We start from the raw sequence: 16,938 nt of genomic DNA, 5'->3' as shown, positions 1-16,938 counted from the left end.
TCGAGTCCACAACCCGTGAAGGGCCCGGGCTCTGCGCCCGGGCCCTTCATGGTGAATCGGCTAGTGGAACGAGTCGCCGCAGGCGCAGGATCCCTCGGCGTTCGGGTTGTCGATCGTGAAGCCCTGCTTCTGGATCGTGTCTTCGAAGTCGATGGATGCACCCTCGAGGTACGGCACGCTCATCTTGTCGACGACGACCTCGACGCCATCGCCGAACTCGCGAACCGCGTCGCCGTCGAGCGTGCGCTCGTCGAAGTAGAGCTGGTAGATGAGGCCGGAGCAGCCACCAGGCTGCACGGCCAGACGAAGACGAAGGTCGTCGCGACCCTCCTGCGTCATGAGGCTGCGCACCTTCTGCGCAGCAGCATCAGAGAGGCCGACGCCGTGCGTGGCAGAGGTCGTGATGGTGTCAGTCATAGTTCAAGTCTACGTGCGCGAATTGAGCTTTGCCAGCAAGACGGCCTCGGTGAGGATGGCGCGGTGGAATACACCGAGGTGAAGGGACTCGTTGGGGCTGTGCGCCCGCGAGTCCGGGTCCTCGACGCCCGTTACGAGTACCTGCGCCTCGGGGAAGACCTCGACGAGGTCGGCGATGAACGGAATCGATCCGCCGACGCCCATCTCGACGGGCGGCGCGCCCCATGCCTCCGCCATCGCATCCTTCGCGTCGCTCACGGCCCAGCCGCTCGTGTCGACGAGGAAGGGGCTGCCCTTGTCGACGTCGGAGATCGATAGCTGGGCGCCGAAGGGGGCGTTCGCGCGCAGGTGCGCCTCGATTGCGGCGAAGGCCGCCTCGGCATCCTGTCCTGGCGCGATGCGCATGCTCACCTTCACCGAGACCGTCGGGCTCAGCGTGTTCGAGGCGTTCTGCACGCTCGGAGCGTCGATGCCCGTGACGGTGATCGCCGGCTGGTACCACAGGCGCGACAGTATCTCCCCGCGGCCGAGAGGCGAGACGCCGTCGAGGAGCCCGGCCTCGTGCCGCAGCTTCTCCTCGTCGTAGGCGGGGGTCTGCGCGTCGTGCAGCACGAGCCCTGGCACGGCAACGGAGCCTGCCTCGTCGTGCAGGGTCGAGAGCAGGCGGATGGTGGCGAGCATCGCATCGGGAGCCGCTCCCCCGAACATGCCGGAGTGCGAGGCGTGGGAGAGTGTCGAGACCGTGAGCTTGAACGTGACGTTGCCGCGCAGAGCCACGGTGAGGGCGGGTGTGGCGGTGTCCCAGTTGTCGGAGTCGGCGACGACGATGACGTCGGCGGCGAGCAGGTCGCGGTTCTCGATGAGGAAGTTGCCGAACGACCGGGAGCCGAACTCCTCCTCCCCCTCGATGAATACGACGATTCCGAGATCGATGTCTGGCCCGGCGATGGCGACGAGGGCACGGATGGCGGCAACGTGCGCCATGACACCGGCCTTGTCGTCGGCGGCGCCGCGGCCGTACAGGCGGTCACCGCGCACCGTCGGCTCGAACGGCAGCGAGTGCCAGTCCTCCTCCTTGCCGGGAGGCTGCACGTCGTGGTGCGCGTAGAGCAGGATCGTCGGCGCACCGTTGCGCGGCTCGCGACGAGCGACCACGGCGGGGCGGCCGAGCTCCTCGCTGCCGGCGACGGCGGCTCGGCGGATCTCCACGAGGTCGAACACGCCGGTCTGCTCGATGAGACCGCGAACGGCCTCTGCGCTGGCATCCACGTGGGCGAAGTCGAAGCCGTCCCACGAGACGGATGGAATGCGCACGAGCCGGGAGAGGTCGGCGATGGCCGAGGGAAGGCCCGCGTGCACAGCGTCGGCTAGTCCGGGCAGGGTCTCGGCTGATTCGCTCATGCGAGTAATCTTAAGCCGACCCCCGAACTCCAAGGACTCACCGTGGCACGCACTCCAGAGGCACCCACCGGCTCGACGCCGGACGCACCGACCACGAAGGACGGCAAGGGTCGCCCGACTCCCAGCCGCAAGGAGAAGGAAGAGGCCCGCAAGCGCCCCCTCGTGGTCAACGACCGCGCCGAGCGACGTCGTCGCGAGCGCGAGGCCTCTGCGCTGCAGCGCGAGAAGGCGCGCATCGGCATGGCGAACGGCGACGAGCGCTACCTGCCCGCTCGTGACCGCGGGCCGCAGCGCAAGTTCATCCGTGACTACATCGACGCCCGGTGGAGTGTCGGCGAGCTGCTGCTGCCGACGATCGTGCTCTTCTTCATCACGAGCTTCTTCCCCTACGAGATCGTCGTGATCCTCGGCTTCGGGCTCATGTGGTTCATCCTCATCGCATCGCTCATCGACATCGTCGTCGTCAGCTTCGTGCTCAAGCGACGCCTCGAGGAGAAGTTCGGCTTCGCCGACAAGGGCTTCCGCTTCTATGCAGGCATCCGTGCTGTCTACCTTCGCCAGATCCGGCTTCCGAAGCCGCAGGTCAAGCGCGGGGCCTTTCCGGAGTAGCGGTCGCTACGCGGTGCGCAGCCGCGCGAGGCCCCGGTTGACCGACGCTGCCCACAGTGGCCCTCGGTAGAGGAACGCGGTGTAGCCCTGCACCAGAGTGGCACCGGCGTCGAGACGCTCGATGACATCCTCTGCGGTCTCCACTCCCCCGACGGAGATGACGCAGAAATCTGCTGGAACCACGGACCGGATGACGCGCAGCACGGCGAAGGAGCGACCGGCAAGCGGCGCGCCAGAGAGCCCACCGGCACCCGCTGCCTCGACGACGGCGGCATCGGTGACGAGGTTCTCGCGCGACAGCGTCGTGTTGGTCGCGATGATGCCAGAGAGGCCGAGGTCGACGGCAAGGCGGGCGATGGCCTCGACCTGGTCATCGGTGAGGTCTGGAGCGATCTTGACGAGAACCGGGGTCGCTCCGGCGGCCTCGCGGATCGCCGTGAGCAATGGTGCGAGCATCTCGAGCTCCTGCAGTCCCCGCAACCCCGGTGTGTTCGGCGAGCTCACGTTGACGGCGAGGTAGTCGGCCACGGGGGCCAGAAGGCGCGTGCTCTCGAGGTAGTCGCCGACGGCATCCTCGACCTCGGTGATGCGGGACTTGCCGATATTGGCGCCGATGACCGGTCGCTGGCGCTTCGCGACGGCCTTCTCCAGCTTCGGCAGCAAAGCCGCAGATCCGTTGTTGTTGAATCCCATGCGATTGATGACAGCGCGGTCTGGCACGAGGCGAAACAGCCGTGGTCGTGGATTCCCCGGCTGAGCGTGCGCCGTGACGGTGCCGACCTCGACGTGGCCGAAGCCCAGCTGGCCGAGCCCGCGGATGCCGCTGCCGTACTTGTCGAAACCGGCAGCGAGACCGAACGGCGAGTCGAACTCGCGGCCAAGGGCCGAGACTCGCAGCTGCGGCGCTGGTCGCGTGAACCGCCGCACGAGACGGCCGATCCCCAGCGTCGGCAGGAGCCGGATGACGGTGAAGGCGAGGGTGTGGGCGGTCTCGGGATCGAGCTTGGAGAGCACGAGGGAGAAGAGGAGGCGATACATCGCCTCACAGCTTATTCGGCTTGGTCTACTCCGCCGACGCTGCCGTGCTCTCGCTGTGGTCGATGCGCAACTGCGTGATCGCGAGCTCGAAGTCCTCGAGCGACTCGAAGGCCTGGTAGACGCTGGCAAACCGGAGGTAGGCGACCTCGTCGAGCTCGCGTAGCGGAGGGAGGATGGCGAGACCGATGTCGTTCGCCTCGATCTGCGAGGCTCCCGTCGACCGGATGATCTCCTCGACACGCTGGGCGAGGGTGGCAAGGTCTGCATCGGTCACCGGGCGCCCCTGGCACGCCTTGCGCACGCCGGAGACGATCTTCTCCCTGCTGAACGGCTCGACCACGCCATTGCGCTTGATCACGGTGAGCGAGGCGGTCTCTGTCGTGCTGAATCGGCGTCCGCACTCCGGACACTGACGGCGGCGGCGAATCGAGAGGCCGTCGTCGCTGGTGCGCGAGTCGATGACCCGCGAGTCGGGGTAACGGCAGAAAGGGCAGAACATGGGTTACAGGATACCTAGGCGTCGCGGAAGCGCGCGGTGACCGCGTCTCCGTGCGCGGGCAGATCCTCTGCCTCGCTCAACGCCATCACATCGGCGTGTACCGCCTTGAGGGCCTCGCGGGAGTAGTTGATGATCTGCTGCGGGCGCACGAAGGTGTACGACCCGAGACCGGAGGAGAACCGGGACTGGCCACCGGTGGGCAGCACGTGGTTGGAACCGGCAAGGTAGTCGCCGAGGCTGACCGGCGAGTTGGCACCGAGGAAGATCGCACCGGCGTTCGTGATGAGGTCGAGCGTGCCGCCGGGCTCGTCGACCTGGATCTCGAGGTGCTCTGGACCGTAGGCGTTGCTGAATCCGGCGGCGGCCGCAAGGTCGTCGACGAGCACGATCGCGGACTGCGCGCCGGCAAGCGATACCCGCACCCGGTCGGCGTGCCGGGTCGTCTCCGCGAGGAGCGCGAGCTCGGCCAGCACCGCCTCGGCGAGCTCTGCGGAGTCGGTGACGAGGATCGCGGCGGCAAGCTCGTCGTGCTCCGCCTGGCTCACGAGGTCTGCCGCAACGATGCGCGGGTCGGCCGTCGCATCGGCGATGACGAGGATCTCGGTTGGTCCGGCCTCGGAGTCGATGCCAACGACGCCGCGCACGAGGCGCTTCGCCGCCGCGACGTACACATTGCCTGGTCCGGTGATGACCTGCACGGGATCGAGATCGATCTCCGGCACGCCGTAGGCGAGGGCACCGATGGCTCCAGCGCCGCCCATGGCGTACACCTCCTCGATGCCGAGAACCCCGGCAGCGCCGAGAATCGTCGGGTGCACCGAGCCGCCGAACCGGCTCTGTGCCGGCGAGGCGAGGGCGATGGATGCCACACCAGCGACGTGTGCTGGCACGACGTTCATGAGAACGCTCGATGGGTACACGGCCTTTCCACCCGGCACATAGAGGCCGACGCGGTCGACGGGCTGCCATCGCTGGATCACCTGCGCGCCGTCGCCGAGCGTCGTCACGGTCGGCTGCGGCAGCTGCGCCTTCGACGCCGCGGTGAGGCGCGAGATCGACTCGTCGAGCGCTGCTCGCACGGCTGGATCGAGAGACCGCACCGCCGCGGAGATCTGGTCTGCGTGGATGCGGATGCGCTCCGGGCGCACTCCATCGAGGCGTTCTGCCTGATCGAGCAACGCGGACTGCCCGCGATCGCGCACGTCGTCGATGAGCGCCGCGGCCGCCTCTGCGGCGCTTCCGGCATCCAGTTCTGGTCGGGGCACGAGGCCCATGAGCTCTGTGCGCGTCGGCTGCGTCCCGCGGAGGTCAATAGTCTTGATCATGGCCATCCCATGCTAGTTGGCGGTGTCACCCGGAATATCCCGGCCCGATCGACGATTGAGTCTCCCGTGAGCGAAAACCCCAGTGTCGACGTCGAGGCGTTCAAGCAGGCCTTCCGGCGCCATGCGGCCGGGGTCGCCGCAGTGACGTCGGTCGCGCCAGACGGCTCCCCGGTCGGCTTCACGGCGACATCCCTCGCCTCTCTCGCCGCCGACCCGCCGCTCGCGACATTCAACATGGCGCAGACATCGAGCGCATGGCCAGCGATGACCGTCGGCAACCACGTGGCGATTCACACCCTCGGTCCGCGCACGAGGCATCTCGCCAAGCTCATGGCCGCGGACAACGCGGTGCGGTTCACCGGCGAGCACTGGAGCCCCGGCCCGCACGGCGTGCCGATTCTCGCCGACGCGACCGCGTGGATGCTCGGCCGCATCATCGAGGTGCATCCGGTTCACAGCAACGCGGTGGTGGTCGTGCGTATCGAGGGTGGGGAGCTCGGCGACGAGGACGAGGCACTGCTGTACCACGAGCGTGCCTACATGAAGCCGGGAGCTATCCCAGACAGTTAGGCCCAAGCAGCGTCTTGAGCTCCCCGTAGAGGTCTGCAGACACCGTCACCGGGTACGGCAGCTCGAACACCCGCGCGACCGAGCTGGTCAGGAGCTTCAGCCGAACCTCGTTGGTTCCGGCATGTCTGATGAGCACGTCGTTGAGTGCTGCCACCGTGTCGGTGGTCGCCCGGTTCTCTGGAAGGGAGATGAGCAGCGGACCAGAACCAAGGCTCGGGCCGATGTCGGGGGTAAACATGCTCACCGCGTGCAGGTTCATGCCGTCGTCGCGCATGCTCACGCGGCCCTTGACCACCACCACCGAGTCATTGGCGAGAGCCGGGGAGAACTCCTGGTAGGTCTTGCCGAGGAACATGACACTGATCTCGCCGCCGAAGTCCTCGACCTGCACGATGCCGTACTGGTTGCCGGAGTTGCGCGCGACACGGTGCTGAACGCTCGTGATGAGCCCGGCAATGGTCACGTGCTGGCCGTCGGCGGCCACCTCTCCCCCGAGCAGCTCGGTGATCGAGAACTCCACGTGCTTGGCGAGGGCGATCTCGAGACCGGCGAGCGGGTGGTCGGAGACGTAGAGGCCGAGCATCTCGCGCTCGAAGGCCAGCTTGTCGCGTTTCGACCACTCCGGGCGGTCTGGCACGTTCTTCTCGCCCGCCGTCGGCTCGTCCCACAGGCTGTCGAAGTCGAAGCCGACGAGGCCGTTCGCCTCGTTGCGCTTGTCGCTGACGACGGCATCCACCGCATCCTCGTGGATCTCGACGAGGGCACGCCGCGTGTTGCCAAGCGAGTCGAAGGCGCCCGACTTGATGAGTGACTCGACAGTGCGCTTGTTGGCGACCTGGATGGGAACCTTGCCGAGGAAGTCGTGGAACGAGGTGAAACGCCCCTTCTCCTCGCGCGAGCGAGAGATCGACTCGACGACGGCATGGCCGACGTTGCGAACGGCACCAAGGCCGAACCGGATGTCGCCGACGCCGGTCTCGCTCGGTACTGCGCGGAAGTCGACCCAGCTCTCGTTCACATCCGGAGCCAGCACCTTGATGCCCATGCGGCGGCACTCGCTGAGGTACATGCCGAGTTTGTCCTTGGAGTCGCCGACGCTGGTCAGGAGGGCAGCCATGTACTCGGCCGGGTAGTTGGCCTTGAGGTAGGCGGTCCAGTAGCTCAGCACCCCATAGCCGGCGCTGTGCGCCTTGTTGAAGGCATAGTCGGCGAAGGGCATCAGGGTGTCCCACAGCTTCGTCACTGCGCCCTTGCTGTAGCCGTTCGCCACCATGCCAGCCTCGAAGTCGGCGAACTGCTTGTCGAGCTCCTCCTTCTTCTTCTTGCCCATCGCGCGCCGAAGCACGTCGGCCTGGCCGAGGCTGAATCCGGCGACCTTCTGCGCCACCGACATGACCTGCTCCTGGTAGACGATGAGCCCGTAGGTCGTGTCGAGGATCTCGCGCAGCGGCTCCTCGAGCTCTGGGTGGATCGCGTCGATCTGCTGCAGGCCGTTCTTGCGAAGCGCGTAGTTGGTGTGCGAGTTCATGCCCATGGGGCCAGGGCGGTAGAGCGCGATGACAGCGGAGATGTCTTCGAAGTTGGTCGGCTTGAGCTGGCGCAGCAGAGCTCGCATTGCCCCGCCATCGAGCTGGAAAACGCCGAGCGTGTCGCCGCGAGCGAGCAGGTCGTAGGTCTTCTGGTCTGCGTCGAGGTCGAGGTCCTCGATGACGAGCCGGTGCCCGGTGTTCTTCTCGATCATCTTGAGCGCGTCTTCGATGATCGTCAGGTTGCGCAGCCCGAGGAAGTCCATCTTGATGAGCCCGAGGGATTCCAGCGGCGGCTGGTCGAACTGCGTGATGATCGCGCCGTCATCCTCGCGCTTCATGATCGGCAGCACGTCGAGCAGCGGCTCTGCCGACATGATGACGCCTGCCGCGTGTACTCCCCACTGGCGCTTGAGGTTCTCGATGCCGAGCGCGGTGTCGAATACCCTGGCCGCCTCAGCGTCGCTCGCGACGATGCTGCGGAAGTCGGCCGCCTCTTTGTAGCGCTCTGAGGCCGAGTCCATGATGTCGGTGAGCGGGATGTCTTTGCCCATGATCGCGGGCGGCATCGCCTTGGTGAGCTTCTCGCCGACCGCATACGGCATGCCCAGCACCCGAGCGCTGTCTTTGAGCGCCTGCTTGGCCTTGATGGTTCCGTAGGTCACGATCTGGGCGACCCGGTCGTCACCGTACTTCTCTGTGACGTAGCGGATGACCTCTGGGCGCCGACGGTCGTCGAAGTCGACGTCGACATCGGGCATCGAGACGCGCTCTGGGTTGAGGAAGCGCTCGAAGATGAGGCCGTGGTGCAGCGGGTCGAGCTCGGTGATTCCCATGGCGTAGGACGCCATCGACCCGGCGGCCGATCCACGGCCCGGGCCGACGCGGATGCCCTGCGACTTCGCCCACGCGATGAAGTCGGCCACGACGAGGAAGTAGCCGGGGAAGCCCATCTGCTTGATGACGTCGACCTCGTACTGGGCCTGGGCGAGGTGCTCCGGGCTCGGCGCGTTGTTGAAGCGCCGCAGCATGCCCGCGTGCACCTCTTTCTCGAACCAGGTCGCCTCTGTCTCGCCGGCGGGAACCGGGAAGCGCGGCATGAGGTCGCGGTGCTCGAAGCTCACCTCGCAGCGCTCGGCGATGAGCAGGGTGTTGTCGCTTGCCTCCGGGTAGTCGGCGAAGAGCTGCCGCATCTGCGCAGCCGACTTGAGGTAGAACTCATCGGAGTCGAACTTGAAGCGGTTGGGGTCGTCGAGGGTGGAGGCCGACTGCACGCATAGCAGGGCGGCGTGCGCGGTCGCATCGTGCGCGTGCGTGTAGTGCAGGTCATTGCTGGCGACGAGCGGGATGTCCAGCTCCTTGGCGAGCCGGATCAGGTCTTTCATGGTGCGGCGCTCGATGTCGATGCCGTGGTCCATGATCTCGGCGAAGAAGTTCTCCTTGCCGAAGATGTCCTGGAACTCACCGGCCGCCGTGCGCGCCTCGTCGTACTGGCCGAGACGGAGCCGGGTCTGCACCTCGCCACCGACGCACCCCGTCGTGGCGATGACCCCCGTGCCATAGCGGCTGAGAAGGTCGCGGTCCATGCGCGGCTTGAAGTAGAAGCCCTCCATGGAGGCGAGCGATGACATGCGGAACAGGTTGTGCATGCCCTCGTTGTTCTCCGAGAGGAGTGTCATGTGGGTGTAGGAGCCGGATCCACCGACGTCGTCTTGCACCTGGCCGCTGTTGCCCCAGCGCACACGGGTCTTCTCACCACGTGGTGTGCCGGGCGTGATGTAGGCCTCTGTGCCGATGATCGGCTTGATTCCGGATGCCGTTGCTGTCTTCCAGAAGTCGTACGCGCCGAACATATTGCCGTGGTCGGTCACCGCGATAGCAGGCATGCCCTGCTCGACCGCGGCCGCGATGAGGGGTTTGACCCGTGCCGCCCCGTCGAGCATCGAGTACTCGGAGTGCACGTGGAGGTGCACGAATGAGTCGTCGCTGGGGGGCACAAAATCTCCGGGAATCGAGTCTGGAACCTCAGCCTAACGAGTCACTACGACGCTCGCAGCGACACGCCGCTCAGGCCGCGCGCAGCACGTCGAGCGCGTGCTGGAGATCGGCGGGGTACGCCGATTCGAAGCTGACGTACTGGCCGGTGCCCGGGTGCACGAATCCAAGCCGCATGGCGTGAAGCCACTGTCGCTGCAGTCCGAGCCGCGCGCTGATCGTCGGATCCGCGCCGTACATCGCGTCGCCGACGCATGGATGCCGCTGCGCTGCCATGTGCACACGGATCTGGTGGGTGCGGCCCGTCTCGAGGTGCACCTCGAGCAAGGAGGCCGACGGAAAGGCCTCGATGGTCTCGTAGTGGGTGATGGACGGCTTGCCGTCGGAGGTGACGGCGAACCGCCATCCTGAACCAGGATGACGCCCGATGGGCGCGTCGATCGTGCCGGTCAGAGGGTCGGGATGACCCTGCACGACCGCGTGGTAGACCTTGTCGACCTCACGGTCGTGGAATAGCCGCTTGAGCTCTGTGTAGGCGCGCTCTGACTTGGCAACGACCATGAGGCCGCTCGTGCCCGCGTCGAGGCGGTGCACGATGCCGGCCCGCTCCGCGGCTCCCGAGGTCGAGATGCGGAAGCCCGCACCGGCGAGCGCGCCGAGCACGGTCGGTCCATCCCACCCGACCGACGGGTGTGCCGCGACACCGACGGGCTTGTCGACGACCACGAAGTCGTCATCGTCGTGGATGATGCCGAGGTTGTCGAGAACCACCGGCTCGATCGCCGGACCGGTTCGCGACTCCCAGCTCACCTCTAGCCATGCACCTGCCCGCAGGCGGTCGGACTTGCCGACCGCGATGCCGTCGACGGTGATTCCACCGGCCTCGGCCACCTCGGCGGCCAGCGTGCGCGAGAAGCCGAGGAGCCGGGAGATGCCGGCGTCGACTCGCTCGCCGGCGAGGCCGTCGGGAACAGGGAGGCTGCGCTGCTCCATTAGCCGGCGTCGCTTGGCACGGCCTTCGGAGCGCGCTTCGAGCGCGTGCCGTCGAGATTCACCCCGCGGATCGTGAGAAGGATGAACAGCACCATCGCCGAGGTGATGCCAATGTCGGCGACGTTGAAAATGGCGGGGAAAGCGTAGAGCTGGAGGAAGTCGACGACGTGGCCGACGCCGAAGCCGGGTTCGCGGAACAACCGGTCGCTCAGGTTTCCCAGAGTGCCGCCGAGCAGCAGCCCGAACACGGTTGCCCAGGCGAGCGACCGGATGCGGCGGGCGAACACCACGAGGCCGACCGCCACGAGCGATGCAATGATCGCAAAGATCCAGGTGGAACCGCTGCCGAGCGAGAACGCGGCTCCCGCGTTCTTCACCAGGTGAAGCTGCAGCAGCTCGCCCACGAACGGCACGATCTCATTGACCTTGAGGTTCGCCAGCACGAGGGCCTTTGCCACCTGGTCGGCGAGGTAGACCAGCACAGCGACAACGCCGACTAGCGCGAGTGCACGGGCGCTAACGCGCCCGGCACCCGGAGTCGGCGTTGTGTCGTCAGTTGCCGGCAAAGCCGGGGTAACCCTGCGGCACCTGCTGCGGCTGCGGAGCGCCGTAGACAGGAGCCTGCTGCGGCGGAGCGGCCTGCTGCGGCGGTGCAGCCTGCTGCTCATAGCCCTGCGGGGCGCTGAACTGCTGTGGCTGGTCGAACTGCTGCGGCTGGTCGAACTGCTGCGGCTGGGTCAGGTTGGCTGCCGGCTGAGGAGCGGCCGCAGGGGACGCCTCTTCGAGCTCACGCAGCTGGCCCTCGATGTAGCCCTTCAGCTTGGCGCGGTAGTCGCGCTCGAAGTTGCGCAGCTCTTCGACCTTGCGCTCGAGAATCTGGCGCTCCTGGTCGAGGTTGCCGATGGCGGCGCGCTGCTGCTGCTCCGCCTCCTCGATGATGCGAGCGGCAGTTGCCTGACCCTCGGCGATGAGCGAGTCGCGCTTCTCGATGCCCTCGCGAACATGCTGCTCGTGCAGAGTGCGAGCGAGCTGGAGCAGGTTGTTGGTGTTGCCCTGGTCGTCAAGGCTCGCGTTGAACGCGGGTGCCGCAACGGCAGGAGCCGGCGGTGCGGCTGCTGGAGCCGGAGCGGCCATCGCGGGAGCGGGCGGCGCGCCCTGCTGCAGCTGGTTGATGCGCGAGTCGCTCTGAATAAGGCGCTGGCGCAGCTCCTCGTTCTCCTGGTTCAGGCGTCGGAGCTCGACCACGACCTCGTCGAGGAAGTCATCGACCTCGTCCTGGTCGTAGCCCTCGCGAAACTTCGTGGGCTGGAACCGCTTGTTGACTACGTCTTCTGGGGTCAAAGCCATTGCCGTCACCTCTACAACTTTCTTCAACCATTTGTTTAATGTTGGCGCCTTGGCCACATTACTTCATGCATGACCGGATGGCAGCACGGTCTTCTCTTCCAGAGTACATCGGGTCGCTCGCTAGAGGAACGAAGCGGCGATGTAACTCAGGATGATCGCAGTGATGAGCACGATGGCCCACGCAAAGTCGAGCGCCATGCCGCCGACCTTCATCGGCGGAACGAACCGTCGCACGAGTCGGATGGGCGGGTCGGTGATTGTGAACGCGATCTCGGCGATGACCATGCCGGCACCGCGAGGGCGCCATCCACGGTTGAGACTCATCACGAAATCGAAACCGAACCGCACCCACATGATGATGATGAAGATGGAGATCGCGATGTACGCGATCAGGCCGATGACTGCCACGCCGGGCGCAGCTGCTACTGCTGGGCGAAGAACGAGGCCTCGACGTCGGACTCGACCTCGGCCTGGTCCCCGCTGACAGCGACGTGTGCTGGTGAGAGCAGGAATACCTTGCTCGTGACCCGCTCGATCTTTCCGTAGAGGCCCTGCGAGAGCCCGCTGGCGAAGTCGACAAGGCGGCGCGCCTCCTGCTCGCTCATCTGCGAGAGGTTGATGATCACGGGGATTCCCTCACGGAAGTTCTCTGCGATGACCTGGGCGTCCTTGTACGCGCGCGGGTGCACCGTCAGGATCTCGTTCATCTCCTGGCCGGACTGGCGCTGGGCGGGCTGGCGACGCAGGGGGGTGACCTGCGCTCGCGCCGTGCTCTCGCGGTGCTGCTGCACCTCGCGGTGAACGGGGGCGGCTGGCTGTGCTGGCGCACTCGGCACACCGGCGTCGTAGTCGAACTCCTCGTCGGCCAGGCCGAGGTAGACCATCGTCTTGCGCAGTGGATTAGCCATTGTGTTCCTCACGTCTCGTGGTGCTTCTCAACGACATTAACTCGCGGGGGGCCGGTTTCCCGTGATTGCCGTGCCGATGCGCAGGTGTGTCGCACCCTCGGCGATCGCCTCACGGAAGTCACCGGACATGCCGATCGAGAGCTTGGACGCCCCCGGGGCAAGCGAGCGAAGGCGATCGGATGCGGCACGCACGCGAGCGAACTCCGCGCGCGGCTCTGCACCGAGTCCCGCGACCGCCATGAGCCCCAGCAGCTCGATGCTCGGAACGGCAAGCGCGCGCTCCGCCACGGACTCGAGGCCTTCGATGTCGACGCCGCCCCTGTCGGGGTCGTCGGTCAGGTTGAGCTGGATGAAGACGCCGACACGGCGGCCCGTCTTGGCGATCGCGTCAATGAGCGACGGCCGGTCGACGGAATGGATGACAGTGGCGTACTCGAGGGCAGCCGCCGCCTTGTTGGCCTGCAGCTGCCCCACGAAATGCCACCGCAGGTCGAGGTCGACGAGTTCTGCCGTCTTGGCAGCGGCCTCCTGGTGGCGATTCTCCCCCACGTCGCGCACGCCGAGTGACGCGAGCTCCCGAACGAGGGATGCGGGGTGGAACTTGGTGACGACGACCGTGGTGATCTCTGCGGGGTCGCGACCGGCCTCGCTCGCTGCGGCAGCGACATCCTGTGTCACGGCCGCATAGCGCTCGGCGAGGGTTGCCACCTACTTCAGGAAGTCGGGGATGTCGATGTCGGCGTCATCCTCGTCGTCGAATCCGCGACCGCTGGGGTCGACCGGCAGCTGCTCCTGGCTCCACGGCTGTGTCGGCGTCTCGACCGCCGGCGATGCGCCGTCAGCGGCGGCGACGTAGTTGGTGCGGCGCGCCTGCTCCTTGGTGTGCTTCGGCTCCCCGCCGTCGAAGCCGGCGGCGATGACCGTCACGCGGACCTCGTCGCCGAGCGTGTCGTCGATGACGGCTCCGAAGATGATGTTCGCCTCTGGATGCACGGCCTCCTGCACGAGGCGTGCAGCGTCGTTGATCTCGAAGATGCCGAGGTTCGAGCCGCCCTGGACGCTGAGCAGAACGCCGTGGGCGCCGTCGATCGAGGCTTCGAGCAGTGGGCTGGCAACGGCGAGCTCCGCGGCCTTGATGGCGCGGTCCGCTCCCCTGGCCGAGCCGATGCCCATGAGCGCCGACCCCGCTCCCTGCATGACCGACTTGACGTCGGCGAAGTCGAGATTGATGAGCCCAGGGGTCGTGATGAGGTCGGTGATTCCCTGCACGCCCGCGAGGAGCACCTGGTCGGCGGTGGCGAAGGCCTCGAGCATGCTGATGCCGCGGTCGCTGATCTCGAGCAGACGGTCGTTGGGAACGACGATAAGCGTGTCGACCTCGTTCTTGAGGTTGGAGACGCCGATCTCGGCCTGGCTGGAGCGGCGCTTGCCCTCGAAGCCGAACGGCTTGGTGACGACACCGATGGTGAGCGCGCCGATCGACTTGGCGATTCTGGCGACGACGGGGGCTCCACCGGTGCCGGTACCGCCTCCCTCGCCCGCGGTGACGAAGACCATGTCGGCGCCGGCGAGGGCCTCCTCGATCTCTTCCGCGTGGTCCTCTGCGGCACGGCGGCCGACCTCTGGGTCGGCCCCTGCACCAAGTCCGCGGGTGAGCTCACGGCCGACATCGAGCTTGACGTCGGCATCGCTCATCAGCAGCGCCTGGGCGTCGGTGTTGATGGCGATGAACTCGACGCCGCGAAGGCCGAGCTCGATCATGCGGTTGACCGCGTTGACGCCGCCGCCGCCTATGCCGACGACCTTGATCACGGCGAGGTAGTTCTGCTTCGATGTCACTGTTCCGGCCTCCGCTGAAAACTTTCAACCTCAGGTTGAGGATTAAAGTTATGCTCAGTATGCATTTCCTGCACTGAGAGTAGGTCGATGCCATCGAGGGCCGCGGCCTTTCGGCGGCGTGTCGGCAATGTCGAGGGTCAGAGAGTGCGCACGACGGCGGCGTCGGGAGCGGAGACGTCGTAGAGCAGCGCGGCCGACTCCCCCTGCGTCGCGATGAGAGTCGCGAGAACCCGCGCCTTTGTCGCCGAGCGGTCGGCACTGCCCCAGGTGACCGACTGGGTGCCACCGGTCAGGCTGAAGCCGACGTCATCCTTCGTCGATGCCGTGATGGTGTCGACTCGTGCGGCCAGTTCCGGCGGAAGTGCGAGGAGCACCTCCACCGCAGCGAGGAACCCGGGATTGCCGATGGATGCCTCCCCCGCGTCGATAACTGCGAGTCCCGGCGGGCGAGCAGCCACCGATTCGACGACGACACCGGCAGGGTCGACAACGGCGAACGAGCTGCCATCGCTGACAATGCCGATGGGCTGGCGCTCGTCGATGGTGATGACGAGGGTGTGTGGCGGAACCGACTCCGCGGTATAGCTGCGGATCAGCGGAAACCGGCCGAGCTCCTCGGTGATGCGGTCGAAGTCGACGAGGGCGAGCGGTGTGCCGAGCTGGTCGTCGAGAGCCTCGTGTACCTCGGCGGCATCGATTCGCTGCGTGCCGCTGATCTCGATCGAGTCGAGGGAGAGCAGAGGGGAGAACACCGCAACCACCATGCCGCCGACGAGGGCGACGACGGTGACAACGGCGGCGATCACCACGCGTCGACGAGCGCGGGCCCGCCGGGTGAAGCGCTTGACTTCTCCGCGCTCGAACGCCTTGCGCTCCCGGGCCGCACGTCGCACCAGCATGCGGCCCTCGCGCGCGGGAGAGACACTGGTCGAGTGGGGGGCCGCGTCTTTGACGGCCTTCGCCGGCTTCGCCTTCGCGATGGGAGTCACTGGCGCGGGAGCCTGTGGCTTGGTCGCGCGGTCGAACCCCTCTGGCCGCTTCATCGGCTCAGTCCTTGCTCGTCGCCTCGAGCGAGGCGAGCAGCTGCGGAATGATGCGGTACACGTCGCCGCAGCTGAGCGTCATGATGATGTCGCCGTCGCGGGCGATGGACGCAGTGTGGTCTGCCGCCTCCTGCCAGTCGGGAAGGTAGGCGACCTTTGACGCGTCGGCAAAGCGCTCTGCCACCAGCGCTCCCGTGACACCGGGCACGGGGTCCTCTCGCGCGCCGTAGACATCCAGCACCACGGTCGCATCGGCAAGGCGCTCGTAGACCTCCGCGAAGTCGCCGGCCATCAACTGCGTCCTGCTGTAGAGATGGGGCTGGTGCACGGCAATGACCCGGCCGGAGCCGACAACGGAGCGTGCCGTCTGCAGCGCTGCCTCGACCTCGGTGGGATGATGCGCATAGTCGTCATAGACCCGCACACCCCGAACCTCCCCGTGCAGCTCGAACCGACGTTCCGTGCCGCCGAACCGCTCGATGCCACGAAGGGACCGCTCTGCGTCGAGTCCGAGGCCGACGAGTACGGCAAAGGCTCCGGCTGCATTGAGCGCGTTGTGACGGCCGGGCACAGCAAGCTGCGCAGAGTAGGTCGACCCCTGCCAGTCGAGGGTGAACGAGACGGGCCCGGCGTCGGCGATCTGGCTGAACCGAACATCTGCGTCAGCTGCCTCGCCGAACGTGATGAGCCTCTTCGCACCGAGGCGGCTCGTCACACGAAGCACGCCGGGATCGTCGCTGGATGCCGCGACGAACTCCGACGCCTTCGATGCGAACTCGACGAACGCGGCGTCGAATGCGTCGTGGTCGCCGTAGTGGTCGAGGTGGTCGGCATCGACGTTGGTGATGAGGGCGACGGCCGTGTCGTAGAGCAGGAATGAGCCGTCAGACTCGTCGGCCTCGACGACGAACAGATCGCCCGACCCCGCTGCAGCCGATACGCCGAGCGACTGGATGACGCCCCCGTTGACGAAGCTCGGGTCCTCTCCAAGGTCGAGCAGCGCCGTGATGATCATGCCGGTCGATGTGGTCTTGCCGTGGGCGCCCGCAACCGCGACAAGTCGCTGCCGGTTGATCAGCCACGCGAGCGCCTGGGAGCGGTGCAACAGGGGAAGCCCGCGCTGCCTGGCAACGAGGTACTCGGGGTTGTCCGGCCACAGGGCCGTCGTGTAGACGATCGCCGTGGCAGACTCCGCGAGGTTCGCGGCGTCGTGGCCGATCGAGACCGTGGCTCCCAGCGCGCGCAGAGACTCGGTGTTGTGGTTCTCGCTGCGGTCCGATCCGCTCACCTGGTGCCCCGCGGCGAGGAAGAGGCGGGCGATGCCGCTCATTCCCGATCCGCCGATGCCGATGAAGTGCACCGCCCCGAGTTCTGCGGGTAGTGGCTGGGAGAAGTCGGGCTTGATCATCGCTGTCGATTTTACCGGGG

The 16,938-nt window shown here is 66.7% G+C and carries 17 protein-coding genes; 2 read left to right on the top strand and 15 right to left on the bottom strand.

Translation table 11 applies throughout. The annotated features are described in order from the left end of the window. Window positions 1-60: 60 nt before the first annotated feature. Both AC14A7_RS13860 and AC14A7_RS13855 read right to left on the bottom strand, forming a co-directional pair. Window positions 61-417: a HesB/IscA family protein gene (locus tag AC14A7_RS13860; protein ID WP_484010044.1), complete on the bottom strand. Its 357-nt coding sequence runs from the start codon at window positions 415-417 to the stop codon at window positions 61-63. A gap of 9 nt (window positions 418-426) precedes the next feature. Further along, window positions 427-1,818: a M20/M25/M40 family metallo-hydrolase gene (locus AC14A7_RS13855; protein ID WP_484010042.1), complete on the bottom strand. Its 1,392-nt coding sequence runs from the start codon at window positions 1,816-1,818 to the stop codon at window positions 427-429. A gap of 42 nt (window positions 1,819-1,860) precedes the next feature. On the opposite strand from AC14A7_RS13855, the gene AC14A7_RS13850 reads away from it, so the two are divergent. Then, window positions 1,861-2,427, top strand: coding sequence for a DUF3043 domain-containing protein (locus AC14A7_RS13850; RefSeq protein ID WP_484010040.1), 567 nt, complete (start codon window positions 1,861-1,863; stop codon window positions 2,425-2,427). Window positions 2,428-2,433: 6 nt separating this feature from the next. On the opposite strand, the gene AC14A7_RS13845 is transcribed toward AC14A7_RS13850, so the two are convergent. From AC14A7_RS13845 to hisD, 3 genes are read right to left on the bottom strand one after another with little or no spacing between them, the layout of a single operon-like run. After that, complete coding sequence (locus tag AC14A7_RS13845) at window positions 2,434-3,465, bottom strand: quinone-dependent dihydroorotate dehydrogenase (protein ID WP_484010039.1); 1,032 nt, start codon at window positions 3,463-3,465, stop codon at window positions 2,434-2,436. Between the two features lie 25 nt (window positions 3,466-3,490). After that, entirely contained in the window at window positions 3,491-3,964 is a 474-nt protein-coding gene (gene nrdR, locus AC14A7_RS13840) for a transcriptional regulator NrdR (RefSeq protein ID WP_484010037.1), read from the bottom strand. Between the two features lie 14 nt (window positions 3,965-3,978). Beyond that, a complete protein-coding gene (gene hisD, locus AC14A7_RS13835; protein ID WP_484010035.1) occupies window positions 3,979-5,289 on the bottom strand; it encodes a histidinol dehydrogenase in 1,311 nt (436 codons plus the stop codon). 66 nt (window positions 5,290-5,355) lie between these two features. Here hisD and AC14A7_RS13830 point away from each other — a divergent pair, with 66 nt between their 5' ends. Further along, entirely contained in the window at window positions 5,356-5,859 is a 504-nt protein-coding gene (locus AC14A7_RS13830; RefSeq protein ID WP_484010033.1) for a flavin reductase family protein, read from the top strand. Here AC14A7_RS13830 and dnaE read toward each other — a convergent pair. From dnaE to murC, 10 genes are all read right to left on the bottom strand, one after another. Beyond that, window positions 5,843-9,382 carry a DNA polymerase III subunit alpha gene (gene dnaE / locus AC14A7_RS13825; RefSeq protein WP_484010032.1) on the bottom strand — a complete coding sequence of 1,180 codons (3,540 nt, stop codon included), beginning with the start codon at window positions 9,380-9,382 and terminating at the stop codon, window positions 5,843-5,845. The two genes, AC14A7_RS13830 and dnaE, sit on opposite strands and share 17 nt — an antisense overlap. A 70-nt stretch (window positions 9,383-9,452) precedes the next feature. Continuing rightward, window positions 9,453-10,373 carry an RluA family pseudouridine synthase gene (locus AC14A7_RS13820; protein WP_484010030.1) on the bottom strand — a complete coding sequence of 307 codons (921 nt, stop codon included), beginning with the start codon at window positions 10,371-10,373 and terminating at the stop codon, window positions 9,453-9,455. Next, complete coding sequence (gene lspA / locus AC14A7_RS13815) at window positions 10,373-10,939, bottom strand: signal peptidase II (RefSeq protein ID WP_484010028.1); 567 nt, start codon at window positions 10,937-10,939, stop codon at window positions 10,373-10,375. The genes AC14A7_RS13820 and lspA overlap by 1 nt, the downstream gene beginning before the upstream one ends. Next, complete coding sequence (locus AC14A7_RS13810) at window positions 10,926-11,720, bottom strand: DivIVA domain-containing protein (protein ID WP_484010026.1); 795 nt, start codon at window positions 11,718-11,720, stop codon at window positions 10,926-10,928. Before AC14A7_RS13810 ends, lspA begins: the two co-directional genes overlap by 14 nt. A 120-nt stretch (window positions 11,721-11,840) precedes the next feature. Next, the gene (locus AC14A7_RS13805; RefSeq protein WP_484010025.1) at window positions 11,841-12,128 is read right to left on the bottom strand and encodes a YggT family protein; all 288 of its coding nucleotides are present in this window, start codon (window positions 12,126-12,128) and stop codon (window positions 11,841-11,843) included. 14 nt (window positions 12,129-12,142) lie between these two features. Next, complete coding sequence (locus AC14A7_RS13800; protein ID WP_484010023.1) at window positions 12,143-12,628, bottom strand: cell division protein SepF; 486 nt, start codon at window positions 12,626-12,628, stop codon at window positions 12,143-12,145. A 36-nt stretch (window positions 12,629-12,664) separates the two neighbouring features. Next, on the bottom strand, window positions 12,665-13,336 hold the full coding sequence (locus tag AC14A7_RS13795; protein ID WP_484010021.1) for a YggS family pyridoxal phosphate-dependent enzyme: 672 nt from the start codon (window positions 13,334-13,336) through the stop codon (window positions 12,665-12,667). Continuing rightward, window positions 13,337-14,467 (bottom strand): cell division protein FtsZ, encoded by a 1,131-nt coding sequence (gene ftsZ / locus AC14A7_RS13790; RefSeq protein ID WP_484010019.1) that lies wholly within the window; start codon window positions 14,465-14,467, stop codon window positions 13,337-13,339. It lies immediately after the preceding gene. Window positions 14,468-14,604: 137 nt separating this feature from the next. Then, window positions 14,605-15,510 carry an FtsQ-type POTRA domain-containing protein gene (locus AC14A7_RS13785; protein ID WP_484010017.1) on the bottom strand — a complete coding sequence of 302 codons (906 nt, stop codon included), beginning with the start codon at window positions 15,508-15,510 and terminating at the stop codon, window positions 14,605-14,607. A gap of 4 nt (window positions 15,511-15,514) precedes the next feature. Continuing rightward, the gene (gene murC, locus AC14A7_RS13780; RefSeq protein WP_484010015.1) at window positions 15,515-16,918 is read right to left on the bottom strand and encodes a UDP-N-acetylmuramate--L-alanine ligase; all 1,404 of its coding nucleotides are present in this window, start codon (window positions 16,916-16,918) and stop codon (window positions 15,515-15,517) included. Window positions 16,919-16,938 lie beyond the last annotated feature (20 nt).

The organism is Conyzicola sp. (assembly GCF_057073975.1).
The sequence above is the reverse complement of the archived record's forward strand: the minus strand, read 5'-3'. Positions and strand labels throughout refer to the sequence as shown.

Coding starts and splice junctions, on each gene's coding strand:
- AC14A7_RS13855 (WP_484010042.1), bottom strand. CDS start 1,818: ATGAGCGAATCAGCCGAGACCCTGCCCGGACTAGCCGACGCTGTGCAC.
- hisD (WP_484010035.1), bottom strand. CDS start 5,289: ATGATCAAGACTATTGACCTCCGCGGGACGCAGCCGACGCGCACAGAG.
- AC14A7_RS13800 (WP_484010023.1), bottom strand. CDS start 12,628: ATGGCTAATCCACTGCGCAAGACGATGGTCTACCTCGGCCTGGCCGAC.
- AC14A7_RS13820 (WP_484010030.1), bottom strand. CDS start 10,373: ATGGAGCAGCGCAGCCTCCCTGTTCCCGACGGCCTCGCCGGCGAGCGA.
- AC14A7_RS13785 (WP_484010017.1), bottom strand. CDS start 15,510: ATGAAGCGGCCAGAGGGGTTCGACCGCGCGACCAAGCCACAGGCTCCC.
- murC (WP_484010015.1), bottom strand. CDS start 16,918: ATGATCAAGCCCGACTTCTCCCAGCCACTACCCGCAGAACTCGGGGCG.
- AC14A7_RS13860 (WP_484010044.1), bottom strand. CDS start 417: ATGACTGACACCATCACGACCTCTGCCACGCACGGCGTCGGCCTCTCT.
- AC14A7_RS13845 (WP_484010039.1), bottom strand. CDS start 3,465: ATGTATCGCCTCCTCTTCTCCCTCGTGCTCTCCAAGCTCGATCCCGAG.
- nrdR (WP_484010037.1), bottom strand. CDS start 3,964: ATGTTCTGCCCTTTCTGCCGTTACCCCGACTCGCGGGTCATCGACTCG.
- AC14A7_RS13810 (WP_484010026.1), bottom strand. CDS start 11,720: ATGGCTTTGACCCCAGAAGACGTAGTCAACAAGCGGTTCCAGCCCACG.